Genomic DNA, 20428 nt, shown 5'->3' with positions numbered 1-20428 from the left:
CGACGTGAAAGTTGACGGATGACAGGTAGGTCAACAGTCGATTGAGTAGACTTATAAGTATTCGTGTCAGTTTCGTAGACGGAGTACCTTAGTTGGAATCATCAAAACGGAGTTTCGGTTCATCCACCGCTTCGAGAGCCCAGTTGTTCAGCATTCGCCAGCGGTATGAAAAGTATGGTGATGACATCGAACATGCGTTGCTTACCGATCTCGCTAAGTATGAAGCCCAAAACCTTACCCTCAAATCAGAGAACGAGAAACTTCGGAAACAGTCGGTTAAATTAATTGGTTCAGTTTCTCGTCATGAAACCAAAATCAAGAAGACGGAAGCTGAAAGGCAGAAATTTAGCCGCATGGCTGCGACGCTAAAGACGCAACTAGCTAATGAGCATGCGCGCGCAGAGAAATTCAAGCTCGCATATGAGAATCTACGCGATCATCCGGTAATTCGCGCTGCGAGGGAACTGAAGAGTCCGTTTAGTAAGAAACCAACGACGGCGCTCCCCGTGGCTACAGCAATCGTGCAAGAGGAATTGACTCCGGTTGCTCCGGAGTCTCTGTCCGCCGATGAGAATGAATCTATTGAGCTGAGCCTTCAACAAATCGCGAAACTGGAAGTCGAAAAATACCGCGATTTAGGTGACATTACTGAGCCAGCAAACACTCTACGCGAGCTACTAGCGGTTCCTGAGGCCCCAAAGAATTTCGGTCCGCTTCATCTTCAAATCATGGGCCAAGAACGGTTGCTGAAGACGTTACCGGACCTCCCTCCAAAGTCATCTTCACCGGCATATGTCCCGCAAGTCGATAAGGTCATGTATTGCGCGCACAGCACCGGTGAGTTTAACAGCAATGGATACTCAACTCGCACGACTGGACTTACCAAGGCCGTTACTGACGCTGGAATGGATTTGTTTATTGCCGCGCGTCCCGGTTATCCATGGGATTCCAAGGTAACGAAGAAGGCACCCTCACAAAAACGCCTCATCCGTGACTTCCAGGGAGTCAAGACACACTTTAATCCTGGAGTTTCTCTTCGTAACGATCCTCTGGACAAATTCATCCAGCTTGCGGCGGATATATACGTACGAGAAGCAATGATGAACCGCCCTGCGGTCATTGTTTCCGCATCGAATCACATCACTGCACTTCCAGCACTCATCGCCGCGCGTCGACTCGGAATCCCATTCATCTATGAGGTTCGTGGGCTTTGGGAAATTACTGCAGCCGCGGACAACGACACCTGGCTAAATTCAGAGCGTTTTGAACTTGCACGCAACCTTGAATCACTTGTAGCAAATGAAGCTGATCAGGTATTTGCAATCACCGAAGAGGTCCGCGACGAGCTGGTATCACGCGGTGCGACCAAGGCGAATATTTCGATCCTTCCTAACGCCGCAAACATCTTCCAATATGTTCCGCTTCCCACTGAGCGTTCCTCTGTAGTCACTAAGAAGGTCGCCGGAGAATTCTTGCTCGGTTATGCAGGCAGCATCGTCAATTACGAAGGTTTAGACCAACTTGTAGAGTCAATCGCTGGACTTCCCGAAGAATTCAATCATGTTGGTGCATTGATCGTCGGTGACGGCAAAGCTTTGCCTGCTTTGAAGCAGCAAGTCGCTGAACTGGGCCTAGAAAAACGCATCCGATTTACGGGACGCGTTCCGAATGAGAAGATCAACGACTATCTCGCGATTTTCGACGCAGTAGTCTGCCCTCGCAAATCCAATATCGTCACTGAGTTGGTTTCGCCTCTGAAACCTATTGAAGCTATGGCCGCGGGCCGGCCCGTTATTGGCTCAGATGTCTCGCCAATTGCTACCTTGCTTGGTACTGACTCGGAACGCGGTTTGCTCTTTGCGGCGGATAACGTGGATTCCTTGAGCGAGCAAATCAAGAAGCTGGCGCTCGATCCTAAATTGGGTCAGAACATCGGCCGTAGAGCTCGCCAATGGACGGTAGAAACCCGGACATGGCCTATTGTTGCTCAGACTTTCACCGAGCAAGTGCGTACGGCCCAGAAACGAACCGTCGCGGGTAAGAAACTTAAAGATATTCGTATGGCAATCATTGCCGACGAATTCACGACTTCCACTCTCAAGCGTGAAGTGAACCTCGTTGCGCCAACCCCAGATAACTGGCGCCAAGTTCTTGCGGCTCAGCCGATAGATGTCCTCTTTGTTGAGTCGGCGTGGGCGGGCAATTCCGAATCGTGGACTCGCAAGGTCGGTTACTACGATGATGATCAGTGCTCAGATCTTGACGCACTGACAAAGTACTGCCGTAAGAACGGTATTCCGACAATTTTTTGGAATAAGGAAGATCCTGTTCACTTCAATCGATTCCGCCGGACAGCGAAGCTGTTCGATGTTGTTTTGACTACCGACGCGAATTGTCTCGAGGACTATTGGGAGAATCGCGGTGGATACATGCGCGCCCTGGGTAGCCTTCCATTCTGGGCACAGGCCGAAATTCACAACCCCTTGGGATCAAGTCGTCCATACTCACATTCGGTAGCTTACGGTGGCTCCTACTATGGCGAACGCTATGCGGAACGGTCTCAAGAACTGCGATTGATCCTTGAAGGCGCACGCAAACAGGGATTGACCATCTACGATCGCCAAGCCGATAACCCCGAATCCCCATACAAGTTCCCAACCGCACTTCAGCCGTTTGTTCAAGGCGGTCTGACTTATGACCAGATGGTTGAGGCTTACAAATCTCATCCAGTTCACGTTAACGTCAACTCGGTCAATGGTTCGCCGACCATGTTCTCTCGTCGCGTCTTTGAAATTGCAGCATGTGGCACCCCTCTGGTCAGCGGCAAGAGCTTCGGCGTCACCTGGATGTTTGACGGCACCGTACCTGTTGTTCGTAGCCGTGAAGAATCTGAATTGATTACGTCGCTGTGGATGCAGAGCGAAGCGGATCGTGTCACAGATGCCTGGGCACCAATGCGCGTCACATTCCAACGGCACCTAGCACACCACCGCCTCGCATTGGCACTTCGTATGGCGGGGATTGCAGTTGAAATTCCAACTCTGCCAACTCTGGGCCTAGAGCTAGAGAAGCTAGATGCAGTAGTTGCGGGGCAGATTCTGGCGACTACTATCCGTCCGAGCGAGGTATACGTCGCCCAGACGGAAGAAAATTCAGCTGCCATGGAGACTTTGAAGGCACGAGGGATTCGAACTCTAGATCCTGCTGCGCCACGACAGGCCGAAGTCTCCGTTTCACGGGTGCAAGATGTTCTCGCGGACTCAGACCTTTTCGAAGACTTGCTGATCGCTTACCAGTATGGCGGAGCATCGAGCGTTGAAGCGTCCGAAAAGGACCTCGACGTGCGCGGTCTATCGTTATGGCTGAAGGACGAGCCTTCTGTTGATTCGCCGCTGCTAAAGATGGAGCAAACGAATGATCCGTCGCGCGATGTCCATCTTCGGCTACGTCGTCCGCTTGGAGCTGCACTTCCGAAAAAAGGGCTGGAAGAAAGCATTTCTCAAAACGAAAACGTGATTCCTCAGAACGTGGTTATTGCAGGACACGATCTCAAATTTGCTGCTCCCATCATTCAGTCTCTTGAATCCCATGGACACGGAGTAAACATCCACAAATGGGTTGGGCACGCTATGCAAGACGGCGGGACAAAGCCAGAATTCGTTGAGGATGCTGAAATTATATTCTGCGAGTGGTCCTTGGGAAACTTGGCGTGGTATTCGAAAAATCTGAAACCTTCACAACGCCTTGTCACAAGGTTCCACTCACAGGAACTGTTCACTGACTTTCCGAACCAAACGAATTTTAATATGGTTGACACAGTGATATTTGTCAGCGAACTGGTCCGTGGCATGGCGGTTCAAAAATTTGACATCCCGATCGAAAAAACCATTGTGGTTCCAAATCCTGTGAGCACAATAGCGCTCGATCTTCCGAAGGAGGCGGATGCCCGATTTGTCTTGGGATTCGTCGGTATGGTCCCGCAAATGAAGCGCTTTGATCTTGTGCTGGACTTGCTGGAAGAACTCCGTGCTACCGACGAACGATTCACCTTGCGGGTGAAGGGGAAACGTCCCGAGGATTATCCTTGGATGGCAGCAAGGGTCGAAGAGATGGCGTTCTATGAGACTCAGTATGCCCGGATCGAAGAGTCGCCGCTCCTGCAAGGTGCAGTAACCTTCGACCCACACGGCGACGACATGGACCAGTGGTATCAGCAGATTGGTGTTGCGGTATCCACCAGCGACTTTGAGTCCTTCCACTTCACTCTGGCTGATGGCGCTGCTTCCCGCGCGCTTCCTGTTGGACTGGCGTGGCCAGGTTCTGAGTGGCTCTACCCCGAAGGATGGCTTTTTACCGATACGGAACTTGCCGCCAAACACGTTGCTGGAATCGTTTCAAACCAAGAGCGCTTCGAAAAATCGGTAGAAGAAGCGAGAGCTTTCACAGTGGAAAACTACGATTCCAAGAAGATCATGTCTCAACTGGTTGAGGCCATCGAAGCGGACTAGTTATCGGAACGAAGTTCAAGATAGCGAGGTGCGTCCTAGTCCCGAATAGAGTCTGGGGCGCGCCTCGCTGTAATATTGGTAATTCCTGCCTGCGAATATTTTAGAGTGAGTTGAGAAGTGAAAATTGCACTAGGCGAGTTTCGAAAAGCGCTGTGGCACCTTCGGCAAGGTGGCCCGCGACAAGTCCAAGAATGGTACCGTCGTAGCAACTACGAATCTCGCGCCGGCGGTTTTAATCGCAGCTTCCAAACTGACATCGAAATGACACTCGGGCTTCAGCTGCCAACGGTAGCTTCCGAACCTGCTCAGGGCTCCGAAGACGCACTAAAAGTTGCAGTCATCCTTGATGACTTTAGCGCGAGGGCTTGGGGTCCAGAGTGGGACTGCACCTTTATCACCCCAGATGACTGGCGCGAGCATCTTGAAGCAACAGATTTTGATTTGCTCTTCGTCGAGTCCGCGTGGGCAGGAAACGGCAGAGCATGGCAATATCACCTAACAGGTACGAGTGCTCCAAGACCTGCCTTGGTCGATATGGTCAATGCATTCAAAGAGAAAGCCATTCCGGCAGTCTTCTGGAACAAAGAAGACCCCCCTCACTTCGAAGACTTCCTAGAATGCGCACGGCTATTTGATTTTGTATTCACCTCGGATGAACGCAAAATCGCGGACTACCAGCGTGAATTAGGCCATGAACGGATCGCATCGCTGAGTTTCGCTGCGCAGCCGGTATTTCACAACCCGGTGCGTCCGCTGAGCCAGGAACGTCGTGATGTAGCTTTTGCCGGTATGTATTTCGCCCATAAGTTCCCAGAACGTCGCGAGCAGATGGAAATCGTCCTCGGGGGAGCAACAGATATAGCCGATAAGCTACCGCACGGACTCGATATATTCTCACGCCAGCACGGGGGAGACGAAAATTACCAGTTCCCGGCTCCTTACGCCGAACATGTGGTTGGGTCCTTGGACTATGACCAGATGCTTGCCGCCAATAAGTTCTACAATGTATTCCTCAACGTAAATTCAGTCGTCGACTCTCCGAGCATGTGCGCACGCCGCATTTTCGAGATCACTGCGGCCGGTAGCGCGGTAGTTTCGGCACCAAGCGCCGCTATAGGAAATTTCTTTGACCCATCCGAGGTATTAGAAGTTTCGACGCGTGAAGAAGCAGCAAACGCAATCCGCAGCATCGTGCAGAGCCCAGAGCTCCGCGATCGAATGGTGCATTCGGGGCAACGGCGTATCTGGAGAGAGCACACCTATGCCCACCGAGCGCGTCGAGTAGAGTCGTTTGTTGGACTGTCGCAGGTTGAGCCCTCGGCCCGATCTATGGCGTCACGGCCCAAGGTGAGTGCAGTGGTTTCGACGATCCGCCCGCACCAAATCGACCACATCATTTCTTCCGTCGGATCACAGCTCAATGTCGATACCGAGCTTGTTCTTGTCACACATGGGTTTGCCGTTGATCGTAAGGCTTTTGAAGCCAAAGCCGTCGAGGCGAACCTCGCTGACTACAAGATTCTCGAGTTGTCAGCGGAACTGTCCCTGGGCGATTGCCTCAACGCAGCAGTTGCTGAGGCGACCGGCGATTTCATCACGAAAATGGACGACGACGATCTCTACGGAGCAAACTACCTCTTCGATCAAGTTGCAGCCCTGCGATATAGCGGAGCTTCGATCGTTGGGAAGCAAGCCCATTTCATGTACCTTGCAGATTCGGACGCAACTCTGTTGCGATTTGCTCATCGGGAGCACCGGTTTACGAACCTGGTGATGGGACCGACCATGCTCGGGCATGCTTCGGTATTCAAGAACACGCCCTTTGCGTCACGAAGCAGGGGGGAAGATACCCAATTCCTGCGTGATGTCATAGATGCTGGCGGAAGCGTCTATTCAAGTGATCGTTTTAACTTCATGCAGATGCGTAGCGGCGACGGAAAAGCTCATACTTGGGGACTCAGCGACGCTGAACTAACCGCTACTGGTAGTATTCAATGGTTTGGACGAAATGACACGCATCTTTTCTTCTAAGATTGATTGGGTGCGAGTTTGTATACGAAGGCAAAGGGGTGAGCAGTAGATGAAGATCATGTTGCTGACTCATTCGTTTTCTCCAGAAATCTCACCTCCGCAACGCCGTTGGTCCGTCATTGCCGATGAATTAACTAAATTAGGACATGAATTTACTGTTGTTGCTCCCCAACCACGGGGCATCACAGCTCAAACTTCCCAGTCGCTTCACGATAATGAACGCATCCACATCAAACGTTATCGTTCATTGCATAAATCCAAATCCATGGTTGGAAAAGTCCTCAAACATGGTGCGGACGCGGTGTTGAGCGTTCCCGCAGCGTTGAAAGAAAGCCGTCCGGATGTAGTTGTTGCGACTGTGCCGGCATTACCGACGCTGATTGTCGGGTACGTAGTCAGTAAAATCCGCGGCGTACCGTTTGTCGTTGACCTGCGAGACGCATGGCCAGACCTTTTACGAGAATCCCAAGTCTTGAAGTGGCGTTGGCTGGAGCCAGTTGTTTCTCATGCGCTGTCGTATCTGGTGAAACGAAGCGACCTGCTGGTGACCGTGACACGCGGCCTCGCAGTAAAGATGCGGTTGAACGGGGTGCGCAACGTAGCTACGATTTCCAACGGAGTTGAAGTTGAACGCCCTGAAGTCGTTATAAGCAATGAGCCTCGAACTGAGGTGTTGCGCGTGCTTTATCTCGGAAATATTGGTCGGAGCCAAGGTTTAGACACACTTATTCACGCGGCCAAAATTCTCGACAATAAGATTTCGCTGAGGATAGTAGGCAATGGTACCGAGAAACGGCGCTTGATTGAACTGGCCGCTGAGCTCGATGCAGACGTTGACTTTCGTGAGTCGGTCTATGGAGATCTCGTTCTGGAAAATTACGCCTGGGCGGATACATGCGTCGTTTCGCTACGACCCGACTGGCCAAGCTTCGATCACACCGTACCTTCGAAGCTCTACGAGTTACTATATCTCGACCGCCATATTACAGGCCTAGTGCGCGGCGAAGCCGCTGGGATCATCACCGCTGCCAATTCCGGGCATGTTGTCGGCCAGAGTCTTGATGAACTAACGCAATATCTGAAGCACTTGGCAGAAAATCCGGACATGCTGAAAACCCACAATCATGGTTCACTCTGGGTGCGGAAAAACGCGTCATTGCGCGACGCAGCCAAAGTTTATGCCAAGTTGCTCAGCGAAACTGTCACGAGATTCGGCAAGAACTAGGAAACTATTTTGAATTCTCAGACGATGGCAAATATTAAGAATACCGGTCGATTGGCCCTCTCAAATGTGGCTGACGACCCGAGCTATTTTGCGCTTCAAGTAGCCAGAAAGTTCAAGAATCAAGCTCCTGTGAAGGTTCTCGGTAAAGTGCTTTCACTTGGGAAGAATGCAACCCTAGCTAATGCCATGTCGGCGATGATTCGCGACGATAGCGTTCAATTACAGGAATCCTGTCGTCGCTGGTTGGAGAAATCCAGCTCACATCGTGGCGCGATTTTTCTTGCGAATCTTTGTATCGCTAGCGGGGAATGGCAGATGGCGTCTAACTTGTTGGCTGAAGCGAACTCATCCCCAAATGCGATAAGAGCACGAGCACGGCTGCAATGGGGCTTAGGCAATATGAGCGAAGCGATTGCTTTGCTGGATCAAATTAAGCCTAACCGCCAAAAACGTCACTACGTTTCTGAATACCAGGTCTACCTTGGCGCAGAGCCGAAACTCCCGGCGACTCCGTTTGCTGATTCCAAGAGTGGAACATCAAAATCCGTAGTCTTCCTAGCGACCAATTCGCTGCCTCACACTGGCAGTGGTTATGCCCAACGTACTCAGTCCACTTTGTCGGCACTGGCCGCCGAAGGCTGGAGTGTGAGAGCCTGCACTCGAGTGAATTATCCGTTAAACATTGGCATATTCAATGCTAATAAAACGGATCGGGTCGGAGCCGTCGAATACGAGCGGTTGATTCCAGCCGGAGCAAAATATGATCTATCGGGTCGAATCCAGCAGCAGGCCGAAGAGCTGCTGGCAAAAGTCGTTCGTGACCGCCCCCAAATTCTCCACACCACCACCGACTTTTCAAATGCTCTCGCGGTAAAAGCGGTCTCCGAGGCGACCGGCATTCCATGGGTATATGAAGTCCGCGGGCAGCTGGCTGACACTTGGCTATCGACCCGTCCAGAATCTGCGATAAATTCTGAGCGCTACAAGCTCTTCAGAGAACGCGAAGCATTTGTCGCCAAGAACGCTGACCATGTGATCACACTCGGTGCAGAGATGAAAGAAAATCTCACAGCGGCTGATGTAAAACCAGAAAACATCGAGATTCTTCCCAACGGCATTGGCGAAGAGTTCCTCAACAAACCCGTGTCGCGGTCTGTTGCTCGTGAAGAGCTTGGGTTGGATGTTCAGGCATTTTATGTCGGTACCGTGAGCAGCTTGGTGCCCTACGAAGGATTAAACACGCTACTTCGCGCCGTCGCGAAAATTATGCCCGTTGCAGAGACACTTAGAGTCCTCATTGTTGGAGATGGCACTGAGAGAGAAAATCTCATTCGACTTGCGGACGAGCTCGGAATCTCCGAATATTGTGAATTTCCGGGGCGGGTTCCGCGTGAAAAAGCGCATCTCTACCACGCGTCCCTGAATGTATTTGTAGTTCCTCGCGTCGACTCGTCGGTTACTCGTGCGGTGACTCCGCTCAAGCCAGTTGAAGCACTAGCATCTCGTGTCCCGGTCATTGCCTCTGATTTGCCCGCATTGCGCGAGCTTGTAAATCACGGTGAAACCGGTCACCTTGTACCAGCTGGTGACGTAAATGCTTGGGCGAATTCCATTGAATCTTTGATTCATGAACCAACGAAAGCTGAGCTCATGGGCAGGTCAGGTCGGAAATTCGTTCTAAAAACCAGAACTTGGAATAAAAATGCCAAGAGGCTGGCCGAGATTTACCAGCAAGTAATAAGTAAAGCATTCTGACATGAAAGCTGACGACAGTTGCACTCTTGCGATATGGTTTACAAGGCTCGCCTTGTAATCAAAGCGTTATAAGATCAGCCTGAACGCCCAGTTTTGGGAATGACACTCGCACCAGAAGGAAAGTCACTTTAGTGAATAGCATTAAAGAAGTCGCCGTCATCGGTTTGGGATATATCGGCCTGCCAACCGCCGCGATCCTCGCATCGAAAGGAATCACCGTCAAGGGTGTAGATGTTACTCCCCGGACCGTGGAGGCCGTCAACAAGGGCGAAGTTCCGTTCGTTGAACCAGCGCTGGGCGAATTCGTTGCTGCCGCTGTTGCCGCAGGAACGCTCAGCGCCAGCTTCGAGACTCCTGCCGCCGAAGCATATATCGTTGCCGTGCCAACTCCGTTCAACGATGACTACACCGCAGATCTTTCGTACATCGAAGCCGCAGCAGAAGGTATCGCACCGAACCTCAAAGGTGGCGAACTGGTCATCCTCGAATCCACCTCGCCTCCAGGGGCAACTCAGCACATGGCTGACTACCTGTTGGCCAAGCGCCCAGACTTGAACGCCGATAGCCTGCTCGTGGCGCACTGCCCAGAGCGCGTTTTGCCGGGTTATGTCATGGAAGAGCTTGTGACCAACGACCGCATTGTTGGCGGCATTACCCCGGAAGCTGCCGATAAGGCCAAGGCTCTCTACGAGGTATTCTGCCAGGCTGCGATTTTGACTACCGATGCCAAAACCGCCGAGATGGCGAAGCTGGTTGAGAACTCGTTCCGCGACGTGAATATTGCCTTCGCCAATGAGCTTTCGGTGATCTCTGACAAGATCGGGATCGATGTCTGGGAGCTCATTTCTTTGGCGAACCGTCATCCGCGTGTAAACATCCTTCAGCCTGGTCCAGGCGTAGGCGGTCACTGCATTGCGGTGGATCCATGGTTCATTGTTTCCGCCGCTCCGGAAGAGTCCAAGCTCATCCGGATGGCTCGCGAAACCAACGACTCCAAGCCAAACTGGGTCATCGACAAGGTTGTTCAGGCCACCAAGTCGCCAGCGTTTAATGGCAAGGTTGCTGTATTAGGGCTTGCCTTCAAGGCGAACATCGATGACATGCGTGAATCGCCATCCATTGAAATCGCTCGCAAACTGGCCGTCGAGAATCCAACCGTCGAGTTCTTGGCTGTCGAACCACACGTTGATGCACTGCCCAAGAAACTTGACGGCATTGCGAACCTCACCCTGACTCCACTGGATGAGGCGCTGGAAGCCGCAGAGGTTGTGACCCTGTTGGTGGATCACGATCAGTTTAAATCGGTTCCCGCCACTGCGCTTGCAGGCAAGGATGTCATTGACACCCGCGGTCTCTGGCGCTAAATTCCCCACTTCTGACAAGGTAGATTCCCCATGAAGAAGATCATGCCGATCTATGGCACTCGTCCCGAGGCCATCAAGGTTGCTCCGATCGTTAAGGCCTTGAAAGAGGCCGAAGGTTTCGACTGCGTAGTTGTTGTTACCGGACAGCACCGCGAGATGCTGGATCAGGTCAACGAATTGTTTGGCATCAAGCCGGACTATGACCTTGACGTAATTCAGCCGCGACAGACCCTCAACGGTTTGCTGACTAAGACCATTGCTGGTCTGGATGAAATATTTGAAAAAGAACAGCCGGATGCCGTAGTCGTCCAGGGTGACACCACCACTTCTACCGCAGGAGCTATCGCAGCCTTCTACCGTGGAATTCCAGTGGTACACGCCGAGGCTGGTCTGCGTAGTTACGACCTTTTCTCGCCATTCCCTGAGGAAGCCAATCGCAAGCTCACCAGCCAGATTGCCAGCCTTCACTTGGCGCCAACCTCGCTGAGCAAGCGTAACCTCGAGCGCGAGACCTTCAACAGCAAGGACATCGTCATCACTGGTAACAGCGTTATCGATGCGCTGCTGACCGTGGTTGAAAAGAAGATCCCCTTCACGGATCCACAACTTGAAGAAATCGTGAACTCCGGCAAGCGAATTGTTTTGGTGACGACTCATCGTCGCGAGAACCAAGGCGAGCCGATGCGTGGAATTGGCCGAGCGATTGCGCGCTTGTCCGCAGCAGAGCCCGATATTCAGTTTATCCTTCCACTGCACCGCAATCCTGCGGTACGTGAGGCTCTGCTTCCGGAAATCGATGGTATTCCGAACATTACGTTGACGGAGCCACTGGCTTATGGCGAGTTCACTCGAATCATCGATGCCTCAACAGTTGTCCTGACTGACTCCGGTGGAGTGCAGGAAGAAGCGCCAAGCCTGGGTAAGCCAGTGTTGGTAATGCGCTTGAATACCGAGCGTCCGGAAGCAGTGACGGCTGGTACCGTTCGACTCATCGGAACTGACGAACAGCGGATTTTCGATTCGGTTTCGGAGTTGTTGAATGATTCGGCCGCATATGAGGATATGGCCAACGCGGTTAATCCTTACGGCGACGGAAGAGCTTCTGAACGCACTGTAGCTGCCATTGCGGAGCTGCTTGGTGTGGGGAATCGAATTGAAGAATTTGATTCGCGTCTATCCGATGCGGATGACATGATGCGAGCAACAAGCATCTAGCATGTCTATCGGGAGGGACTAGAACATTCTGTTCTGGTCCCTCACGCTTTTAAAACGAACCAATATCTGGCGTAGCTCTTATGGTGCAGGATTCTTCGCTCTGTACTGACTAGTATCAAAAGTATGATGAATCAAACTGCAATATTTGTTGATGCCGGGTTTTTATTGTCTTTAGGCGGGCATAGGGTTGCTGGAACGACTCTCCGTTCGGCCTTTACCACGCATTATGAGTCGTTAGTTCGTGGAATAGTCCAGACTGTCAAGAAGAATACGGGACTGAATAACCTCCGGGTCTACTGGTATGACGCTTCCAAGGACGGTCTATTTACCGAACAGCATAAGCGTATTGGCCTGATTCCAGGTGTAAAAGTCCGGTTAGGTCGCATTTCCTATAATGGCGAGCAAAAGGGCGTTGATCTCCGGCTGGCCTTGGATTTGGTTGGCGTAGCACGACATGGATCGGCGTCCGTTGCTTATCTCGTTTCCGGAGATGACGACCTGGCCGAAGCAGTAGAAGAAGCCCAGGACTTGGGCATGAAGGTAGTATTGCTTGGTTTGCAAAAGGACCAGAGCCGTTTGGGAGTAGCCTCGGTTGCCGAACACTTAGCTCTGACGGCCGATGCTATTGAGGTGATGCCCGATTCCATTATTGATAGTTCATTCACTCGAATCATTGACTGGGATAAAGATCATTGTGATAAAACCGCATTGGTGGCAGGTGCTCCAACGGCGAAGCCCTCGGCGGTAGCAAAACCTGGAATCCCAACTCCCGCCTTATTGGCGCAAAAGGCCCAAGTTCTGCGCAGCGCCGAGCCAACGGCTCAAGCGGAAGTCGTCTACTCTTCAGATAGTGAACGTTCTGGGTTCCATGGCCATGCTGCCTACGAACAAAAGGAGCTGACCGCGGCTGAAGAAATTGGGGCCAAGGTAGCTCAGTCCTGGCTTGCCAGCACTACCCAAACAGAGGTTGTTGAACTGGTCGCGGACAAACCACAGCTGCCGCCAGAAATCGACCGAACCTTGCTTAAGGACTGTGCCCAGGTGCTCGGGGAATGGAAAACGGATCAACAAACCATCCGTCGTACCCTTCGTGGCGCTTTTTGGGACTATCTGGATCAGATCATGTGACGCGATGATCGCCTCGAAGAATCCAGCTTCCAGCACTGACTAAGGTAAATTTGTATCGTGACTTCTCAGCAGAAACCCTTTTACATCACCACAGCTATCTCCTACCCGAATGGCACCCCTCATATTGGGCATGCCTACGAGGTTGTCGCAACGGATGCCATGGCGCGTTTCAAACGGCTCGACGGGTATGACGTCTTCTTCCTGACCGGCACGGACGAACATGGTCAGAAGATGATGCAGACTGCTGAGAAAGAGGGCATCACCCCAGCGCAGCTGGCGCAGCGCAACTCGGATGCGTTCCAGTCGATGAATGATGAATTGGGCACGAGCTACGACCGTTTCATCCGGACCACGGACGCGGACCACCATGCCGCGGCGCAGGAGCTGTGGCGCCGGATGGAAGCCAACGACGATATTTATCTGGACAAGTACGCCGGCTGGTACTCCGTTCGTGACGAAGCCTTCTACACCGAAGAACAGACCGAAGTTCGCGAAGACGGTATCCGGTACACGACCGAAACCGACACCGAGGTAACTTGGACCGAGGAAGAATCCTATTTCTTCCGACTGTCCAAGTACCAGGACAAGCTGCTGGCTCACTACGAAGAGAATGCTGAATTCGGTGCCCCGCGATCACGGTTCAACGAAGTTGTTCGTTTCGTTGAAGGCGGGCTGACTGACCTTTCGATTTCGCGCACAACCTTCGACTGGGGAATCCCGGTTCCAGACAACGAGAAGCATGTCATGTACGTATGGGTCGATGCCCTGACGAACTACTTGACCGGTGCCGGCTTCCCCGACGTGGAATCTGCGTCCTTCCAGAAGTACTGGCCCGCAGACGTACACGTTATCGGCAAGGACATTTCCCGGTTCCATGCCATCTACTGGCCGGCCTTCCTCATGTCGGCAAAGCTGCCGGTGCCCAAGCGCGTGATGATTCATGGCTTCCTGCACAATAACGGTGTGAAGATGTCCAAGTCTTTGGGCAATACCGTGTCACCCGATGATTTTGTGGCGCGGTATGGACTCGACCAGGTGCGCTACTTCTTCCTTCGCGAGGTGACCTTTGGCGCTGATGGTAGCTACAACCATGACACCATTGTTGCGCGCATTAATGGCGATCTCGCCAATAACTTTGGAAACCTAGCGCAGCGATCGCTTTCCATGGTGGCCAAGAACTGCGGGGGCGTCGTGCCGGCACCCGGGCAGTTGCTGGAAGCCGATGAGCAGATACTGGCTGCCGCCTCAAAGCTTTTGGAAATCAATCAGGAAGCATATGACCGCCAAGACTTCAGTCGGGCTTTGGAAGCCGTCTGGCACGTCTTGGGAGACACCAATGCGTACTTCGCCGAGCAGGAACCATGGAAGCTGAAGAAAACCGATCCAGCACGCATGGAAACGGTTCTCTACGTGACCATTGAAATTGTTCGCAAGGTCGCAATGCTCCTGCAACCGGTCCTCCCGCAGACCATGACCGGCATGCTCGACCTGCTCGCTGTTGGACAGGGGACCGCACGCAACTTCGAGAACTTTGACACCGTTCTGGTGCCGGGAACCGAATTGCCAGCGCCGGCTCCGGTTTTCCCGCGGTACGAAGAAGAAAAGTAAGTCTGAAAACTTAGAGCTCCAAGCTTGGTTCAACCCCGGCTTGGAGCCCTTTGTTTAATCGGTAAGCGCTAGGCGCTGACTACACCGGTCTGGTAGGCAATCACTACGGCCTGGACCCGGTCACGGGCACCGAGCTTGGCAAGAATGTGTCCCACGTGAGTTTTTACCGTGGCTTCGGATAGAAACAGATCTCTCGCGATCTCTGGATTCGAACGCCCCAAGGCGATGTGTCCAAAGACTTCGCGTTCACGAGGCGTCAAGGATTCTACTGCGGATACCAACGTATCGTTGGTTTGCGATGAGCGTTTTAGCAGCGGGGCCATATGGTCCAGAAGTCTTCTTGTCGTCGAAGGCGCAATCACGGCATCCCCGCGGTTTACTGTACGCACCGATTCCAGCAGTTCTTCGGGAGGGGCATCCTTGAGCAGGAAACCGCTCGCTCCAGCCTGAATGGCGCTGAACGCATACTCGTCCATATCAAAAGTGGTCAGCACGATGATGCGCGGCGCGGGCTTGGATTGATCCCTAGTAGCCAATAGCCGTTCGGTCGTTTCGATTCCATCCATTTCCGGCATGCGGACGTCCATCAATATGACATCTGCAGAGGCCAATGAGGGAGAGGCCAACGCCTCGCGTCCGTTGGAAGCCTCGGCGACAACATTCATATCCGGTTGGGAGTTGATGAGCATTCGGAAACCGCTACGAACCAGAAGCTGGTCATCGACCAAGGCGACTGTAATTGGCTCACTGGTGGTCATTCTATTTAGTCCTCGGAGTAGGGGATGAACACAGAGACGGCAAAACCTCCGCCAGGATGCGGAGCAGCGGTGCTGGTTCCATCGTATAGGGAGACTCGTTCGTGCAATCCGCGCAGACCTTGGCCGGTGCCAGCGATACCCAAGCTTCCTGCGCCCCGGCCGTCATCGATGACGCTTATTTCGATACCTCGATTAGTCCAGCTCAGGGTCACGTTCGTGGTTGACCTTGGGCCCGCGTGTTTCATGACATTTGTCAGCGCTTCCTGCACGCAGCGGTACGCGGTCAGCTCCGCTCCGGTTGGCAACTGGCGACGCGGCGATCCTTTGACTTGAAAATAAACTTCCAGTCCGGACCTCAGAGCAGTTTCAACCAACTCTGGAATGTTGTCCAGTGTTGGCAACGGGCGGTGATCAACCTCTTCATCTGTGCGCAGCACGCCCAATAAGCGTCGCATTTCGCGCAGTGAGGAGCGCCCCGCGTCAGAAACCGTCTTCAAGGTTTCAACCGCAATATTTGGGTCCTGTGCGGCCGCGTAGCGTGCACCATCTGCCTGGGTAATAATCACCGAGAGCGAGTGGGCCACGATGTCATGCATTTCTCTGGCGATATGGTTGCGTTCATCCGAGGCTGCCAGCTCACGTTCAATCAACCGTTCGTTTTCCAAGCGTTGTGCATGCGCGCGCAAGGCGTTCAGGGTTTGCCGCCGGCTTCGGGCGAGATCACCAAAAGTCCAGGCCAGCGTTACCACCAGCGATAAGCCCACAAAGGAGATGATCATGTCAAAGGATAAGGCGGCTTGACCGTAGGATCCCGGGCCAAAGATGTTAAAGGTTGCAAGAATCGCACCGAGCAACCCCACGCCCAAGGTAGCGAAGGATTGCCACCGCTTCCCGTAGACGGCCATGGTGTAAATCAGCAAGGGAACCGATAGCTGCGAGGGAAGGAAGAATCCTTGGAAGAACAGCTGCATGAGGTGAGCGCAGGCTACAACAATCGTGACGCCCCATGGATAGCGGCGGCGAACCATCAATGGGGCCGATTGCAAAATGGCGACGGCAAATAAACTAAGGGCGAAACCCATGCCGTCCCCGGCGCCCATGGCAAGCGCGACCCCTGTGCACATCAAAGTATAAAAAGCGCCGGTGAACAAATCGATCCGGCCTGGATTCGAACGAATCCACCGGTCGATGCGCCGGTGTGGGTTATTAAAGATCAACTGTTCCCTCGTGCCTAAAGACTTCTACTACTCGAGTCTAGTCAGCGTTCAGAGCTCCGTCCTCATGCCACGGTTTGATGTTCTGATGACTTACATAGAAATGATTCTCAGTATTTGAGATGGGTTCTCAAATGGTGGATTTGCTTCGTTATGATGAAAACATGGGAAACGTCATTAATATTGCTGTCATTCCAGGCGACGGTATCGGCCCAGAAGTGGTTGCCGAAGCCGTGAAGGTCCTGAAGTTCGTGACCAACGGTGGAGGTCAACAAGTTGATCTCACGGAATACACGTTGGGTGCGGAACACTGGCTCAAAACGGGGGAGACCCTGACGGATGAGACGCTTGAAGCTATCAAGCAGCATGATGCCATCCTGTTTGGCGCGGTCGGCGCGGCTCCTGGCGACACGAGAATCCCCTCGGGAATCATTGAGCGTGAACTGCTGTTGAAGCTGCGCTTCTCGTTGGATCATTTCGTGAACCTGCGCCCCGCCAAGCTCTACGCCGGAATCGAAAGCCCGCTGGCTAACCCGGGTGACATCAATTTCGTAGTCGTCCGCGAGGGCACCGAAGGCCCGTACGTTGGAAACGGCGGCTCGGTGCGTACCGGGACCCCGCATGAAATCGCGACCGAGGTTTCAGTGAACACCGCCTACGGTGTTGAGCGTGTAGTTCGTGATGCCTTCACCCGCGCAGCCGCCCGGGAGCGCAAGCACGTGACCTTGGTCCACAAGCACAATGTGTTGGTTTATGCCGGACATTTGTGGCGGCGCGCGGTAGAGATGGTGGCACCGGAATTCCCAGAGGTGACCCACGACTACCTGCACGTTGATGCGGCGACCATCTTCTTGACTACCGATCCATCCCGATTCGACGTAATAGTGACCGATAACCTATTTGGTGACATCCTCACCGACCAGGCCGGCGCCATCACCGGTGGCATTGGACTGGCGGCCAGCGGCAACATCAACATGGACCGTACCTACCCGTCCATGTTCGAACCGGTCCACGGCTCTGCTCCCGACATCGCCGGCCAGCAGAAGGCTGATCCGACCGCCGCAATTTTGTCGGTGGCGCTGATGCTGGATCACCTCGGCATGTCTGCCGAAGCGGCTACCGTTGAGCAAGCTGTCGAAAAAGAGATCACTTCACGCCAAGAATTGACCGATCACCGCACCACAAGTGAAATTGGCGATGCAATCGTGTCGCTACTGGCATAAGCTAAAAGCGATGTAACTCGATTATCCGCTAATCGAGAAGCAAATCCACGGACGGGTGTTCCGCCAATGGCGTGGGGCACCCGTTATTCGTTAATTGAGCAAGGAAGTCCTGAGGCAGATGGAATTCAACGAAAATCTTTCATCGAATCGCAAGAGCGCGGAAGAACGCGCTGCCGTTCTGGCCAACCCGGGGTTCGGAGACTTCTTCACCGACCACACCGTGGTCATTGACTGGACCGCCACCTCCGAGCCCGGCTCGGGCCAGTGGCATGACGCGCGGATTGAGCCGTACGGGCCGATCGCCATGGATCCCGCCGCTTCGGTATTGCACTATGGCCAGGAGATCTTCGAGGGCCTGAAGGCCTACCGTCACGAAGACGGTTCGGTCTGGACCTTCCGCCCCCATGCAAACGCTGCTCGCTTGAATAAGTCGGCAGCTCGGCTCGCCCTGCCGCAGCTTGATGATGAAGTCTTCGTTGAGTCCCTGCGCAAAATCGTTGCTACCGACATTGAGTGGGTTCCAACCGGTGACGGGGAAGCTCTGTACCTGCGCCCATTCATGATCGCTACCGAGGCGTTTCTGGGTGTCCGCGCGGCACGCGAAGTGTCCTACCGTGTGATTGCCTCACCGGCCGGAAACTACTTCGGTGGAGAGCTGAAGCCGGTGGGCATTTGGGTATCCAAGAACTATGCACGCGCAGGTCGCGGTGGTACCGGATCGGCTAAATGCGGTGGCAACTACGCAGCATCTTTGGTGGCTCAGCTCGAAGCAGAAGAAAACGGCTGCAAGCAAGTACTCTTCCTTGACTCTTTCAACGACAATGCGGTGGAAGAGCTCGGCGGAATGAACGTGTTCTTCGTGACCAAGGACAAAAAGCTGGTCACTCCGGCGTTGACCGGCACCATCCTCGAAGGAGTTACACGTTCCTCGATCATCCAGCTTGCCAAGGATCGCGGCATGGACGTTGAAGAACGAAAGATCACTTTGGATGAGTGGCGGGACGGCATTGCTAATGGAGATATCACTGAGGTCTTTGCCTGCGGCACCGCTGCGGTCATCACTCCAATTGGCGTGCTGAAGAATGGTGACGAACTAATCGGTGATGAAAATGCGCCGGCCGGTGAAATCACCATGTCGATCCGTGAAGAGCTTCTCGGCATCCAGCGTGGAACCGTAGAGGACCGCCACGGCTGGCTAGAGCGCTTGGCCTAATAGTGCAGTAAAAATTCGCTAGAATGGCCCATGTAAGTTCCATTTACATGGGTTATTCTAATTTTTGACGTTGGGGAAATCATAGATGCGCATACTTGTCACCGGCGGTGCTGGATATATTGGCTCCCATACGGTACTCCTGCTTTTGCAGGAAGGGCACCAGGTATCAGTCATTGATAACTTTAGTAATTCGTCCCCAGAGTCACTTCGCAGAGTGGCTAGTCTTGCCGGACGGAGTCTGGATGCATACCATATCGACCTATTAGACGCCGAAAGTTTGGCTCAAGCCGTCGGTGAGATTAAGCCGGAGGCGGTCATTCATTTTGCCGGGCTCAAAGCTGTCGGTGAGTCGGTAGCTCAGCCGCTTAAGTACTACAAGAACAATGTCGTCGGCACCCTGAATTTACTTGAAGCAATGAATAAAGCGGAGTGTCGAACCATCGTTTTTAGCTCTTCTGCCACAGTCTATGGCGAGTCGACAGATCTACCACTGCATGAAAACACATTAAGAAACGCTACAAATCCATACGGGCGCACGAAACTGCATATCGAGGAGATGCTTGAGGAGCTGGCTGCGTCAGACTCGCGCTGGCATATCGCTAATCTTAGATATTTTAACCCGGTTGGTGCACACGAATCTGGCCTTATTGGGGAAGACCCGCAAGGAATTCCAAACAACTTGATGCCTTTTGTGGCTCAAGTAGCTATTGGAAAACGTGCCGAAGTGCAAGTCTTTGGCGGAGACTATTTAACTGCTGACGGTACTGGAGTGCGAGATTATATCCATGTATTGGATCTCGCAACTGGGCATTTGGCCGCACTCGACTATCTGTCTAATTCTCAAGGTGTGCATGTTTGGAATCTAGGCACTGGTGCTGGTTCCAGCGTGTTGGAAGTAATTGACGCGTTCGCTCGAATCTCCGGGCGGCCGGTTCCCTATCGAATCACGGAGCGTCGTCCAGGCGACGTCGCAGAAAGTTATGCACATCCCGAAAAGGCCCGCCTAGATCTAGGATGGAAAGCCGAACGTGGTTTAGAACAAATGGTCGCAGACATGTGGAATTGGCAGTCCAATAATCCCGATGGATTTCCGGAAGCCAACCATCAACTTGTCAATGCTAAATCTCTGCAAGACTTTATCCGTGGATCTAGTCCTACAATCACGGAGTAGCAGGCAGCTGGACGT

The 20428-nt window shown here is 53.0% G+C and carries 13 protein-coding genes; 11 read left to right on the top strand and 2 right to left on the bottom strand.

Annotated features, from left to right (window positions below; genetic code table 11):
- Positions 1–92 precede the first annotated feature (92 nt).
- The 8 genes from ACT3TP_RS07715 to metG all read left to right on the top strand — a co-directional run bounded on the left by ACT3TP_RS07715 (position 93) and on the right by metG (position 14834).
- Positions 93–4508 carry a glycosyltransferase gene (locus ACT3TP_RS07715; protein WP_444620212.1) on the top strand — a complete coding sequence of 1472 codons (4416 nt, stop codon included), beginning with the start codon at positions 93–95 and terminating at the stop codon, positions 4506–4508.
- Positions 4509–4625: 117 nt separating this feature from the next.
- Positions 4626–6539: a glycosyltransferase family protein gene (locus ACT3TP_RS07710; RefSeq protein ID WP_444620210.1), complete on the top strand. Its 1914-nt coding sequence runs from the start codon at positions 4626–4628 to the stop codon at positions 6537–6539.
- 49 nt (positions 6540–6588) lie between these two features.
- Positions 6589–7764, top strand: a complete 1176-nt coding sequence (locus tag ACT3TP_RS07705; protein ID WP_444620208.1) for a glycosyltransferase family 4 protein — start codon at positions 6589–6591, stop codon at positions 7762–7764.
- Positions 7765–7788: 24 nt separating this feature from the next.
- Positions 7789–9519 carry a glycosyltransferase family 4 protein gene (locus ACT3TP_RS07700; protein ID WP_444620206.1) on the top strand — a complete coding sequence of 577 codons (1731 nt, stop codon included), beginning with the start codon at positions 7789–7791 and terminating at the stop codon, positions 9517–9519.
- Positions 9520–9650: 131 nt separating this feature from the next.
- On the top strand, positions 9651–10883 hold the full coding sequence (wecC, locus tag ACT3TP_RS07695) for a UDP-N-acetyl-D-mannosamine dehydrogenase (protein ID WP_444620204.1): 1233 nt from the start codon (positions 9651–9653) through the stop codon (positions 10881–10883).
- 30 nt (positions 10884–10913) lie between these two features.
- Positions 10914–12098, top strand: a complete 1185-nt coding sequence (gene wecB, locus ACT3TP_RS07690) for a non-hydrolyzing UDP-N-acetylglucosamine 2-epimerase (RefSeq protein WP_444620202.1) — start codon at positions 10914–10916, stop codon at positions 12096–12098.
- 123 nt (positions 12099–12221) lie between these two features.
- Positions 12222–13226 (top strand): NYN domain-containing protein, encoded by a 1005-nt coding sequence (locus ACT3TP_RS07685; protein WP_444620200.1) that lies wholly within the window; start codon positions 12222–12224, stop codon positions 13224–13226.
- Between the two features lie 57 nt (positions 13227–13283).
- The gene (metG, locus tag ACT3TP_RS07680; protein ID WP_444620198.1) at positions 13284–14834 is read left to right on the top strand and encodes a methionine--tRNA ligase; all 1551 of its coding nucleotides are present in this window, start codon (positions 13284–13286) and stop codon (positions 14832–14834) included.
- Positions 14835–14902: 68 nt separating this feature from the next.
- Here the strand turns inward: metG and ACT3TP_RS07675 are convergent, their stop codons facing one another.
- Complete coding sequence (locus ACT3TP_RS07675; RefSeq protein ID WP_444620196.1) at positions 14903–15592, bottom strand: response regulator; 690 nt, start codon at positions 15590–15592, stop codon at positions 14903–14905.
- 5 nt (positions 15593–15597) lie between these two features.
- Positions 15598–16809 carry a sensor histidine kinase gene (locus ACT3TP_RS07670; RefSeq protein WP_444620194.1) on the bottom strand — a complete coding sequence of 404 codons (1212 nt, stop codon included), beginning with the start codon at positions 16807–16809 and terminating at the stop codon, positions 15598–15600.
- A gap of 161 nt (positions 16810–16970) precedes the next feature.
- Here ACT3TP_RS07670 and ACT3TP_RS07665 point away from each other — a divergent pair, with 161 nt between their 5' ends.
- The 3 genes from ACT3TP_RS07665 (at position 16971) to galE (ending at position 20413) form a co-directional block, all read left to right on the top strand.
- On the top strand, positions 16971–18029 hold the full coding sequence (locus tag ACT3TP_RS07665; protein WP_444620192.1) for a 3-isopropylmalate dehydrogenase: 1059 nt from the start codon (positions 16971–16973) through the stop codon (positions 18027–18029).
- A 118-nt stretch (positions 18030–18147) separates the two neighbouring features.
- The gene (locus ACT3TP_RS07660; RefSeq protein WP_444620190.1) at positions 18148–19242 is read left to right on the top strand and encodes a branched-chain amino acid aminotransferase; all 1095 of its coding nucleotides are present in this window, start codon (positions 18148–18150) and stop codon (positions 19240–19242) included.
- An 85-nt stretch (positions 19243–19327) separates the two neighbouring features.
- Positions 19328–20413, top strand: a complete 1086-nt coding sequence (gene galE, locus ACT3TP_RS07655; protein ID WP_444620188.1) for a UDP-glucose 4-epimerase GalE — start codon at positions 19328–19330, stop codon at positions 20411–20413.
- The last annotated feature ends 15 nt before the right edge of the window (positions 20414–20428 follow it).

It is taken from the genome of Glutamicibacter sp. AOP38-B1-38 (assembly GCF_052377485.1).
Classification (GTDB): Bacteria; Actinomycetota; Actinomycetes; order Actinomycetales; family Micrococcaceae; genus Glutamicibacter.
The sequence above is the reverse complement of the archived record's forward strand: the minus strand, read 5'-3'. Positions and strand labels throughout refer to the sequence as shown.

Bases quoted from the DNA above. Each gene is read 5' to 3' on its own strand.
- ACT3TP_RS07705 (WP_444620208.1), top strand. From the start codon at position 6,589: ATGAAGATCATGTTGCTGACTCATTCGTTTTCTCCAGAAATCTCACCT.
- ACT3TP_RS07700 (WP_444620206.1), top strand. From the start codon at position 7,789: ATGGCAAATATTAAGAATACCGGTCGATTGGCCCTCTCAAATGTGGCT.
- wecB (WP_444620202.1), top strand. From the start codon at position 10,914: ATGAAGAAGATCATGCCGATCTATGGCACTCGTCCCGAGGCCATCAAG.
- ACT3TP_RS07685 (WP_444620200.1), top strand. From the start codon at position 12,222: ATGATGAATCAAACTGCAATATTTGTTGATGCCGGGTTTTTATTGTCT.
- ACT3TP_RS07675 (WP_444620196.1), bottom strand. From the start codon at position 15,592: ATGACCACCAGTGAGCCAATTACAGTCGCCTTGGTCGATGACCAGCTT.
- ACT3TP_RS07665 (WP_444620192.1), top strand. From the start codon at position 16,971: ATGGGAAACGTCATTAATATTGCTGTCATTCCAGGCGACGGTATCGGC.
- ACT3TP_RS07660 (WP_444620190.1), top strand. From the start codon at position 18,148: ATGGAATTCAACGAAAATCTTTCATCGAATCGCAAGAGCGCGGAAGAA.
- galE (WP_444620188.1), top strand. From the start codon at position 19,328: ATGCGCATACTTGTCACCGGCGGTGCTGGATATATTGGCTCCCATACG.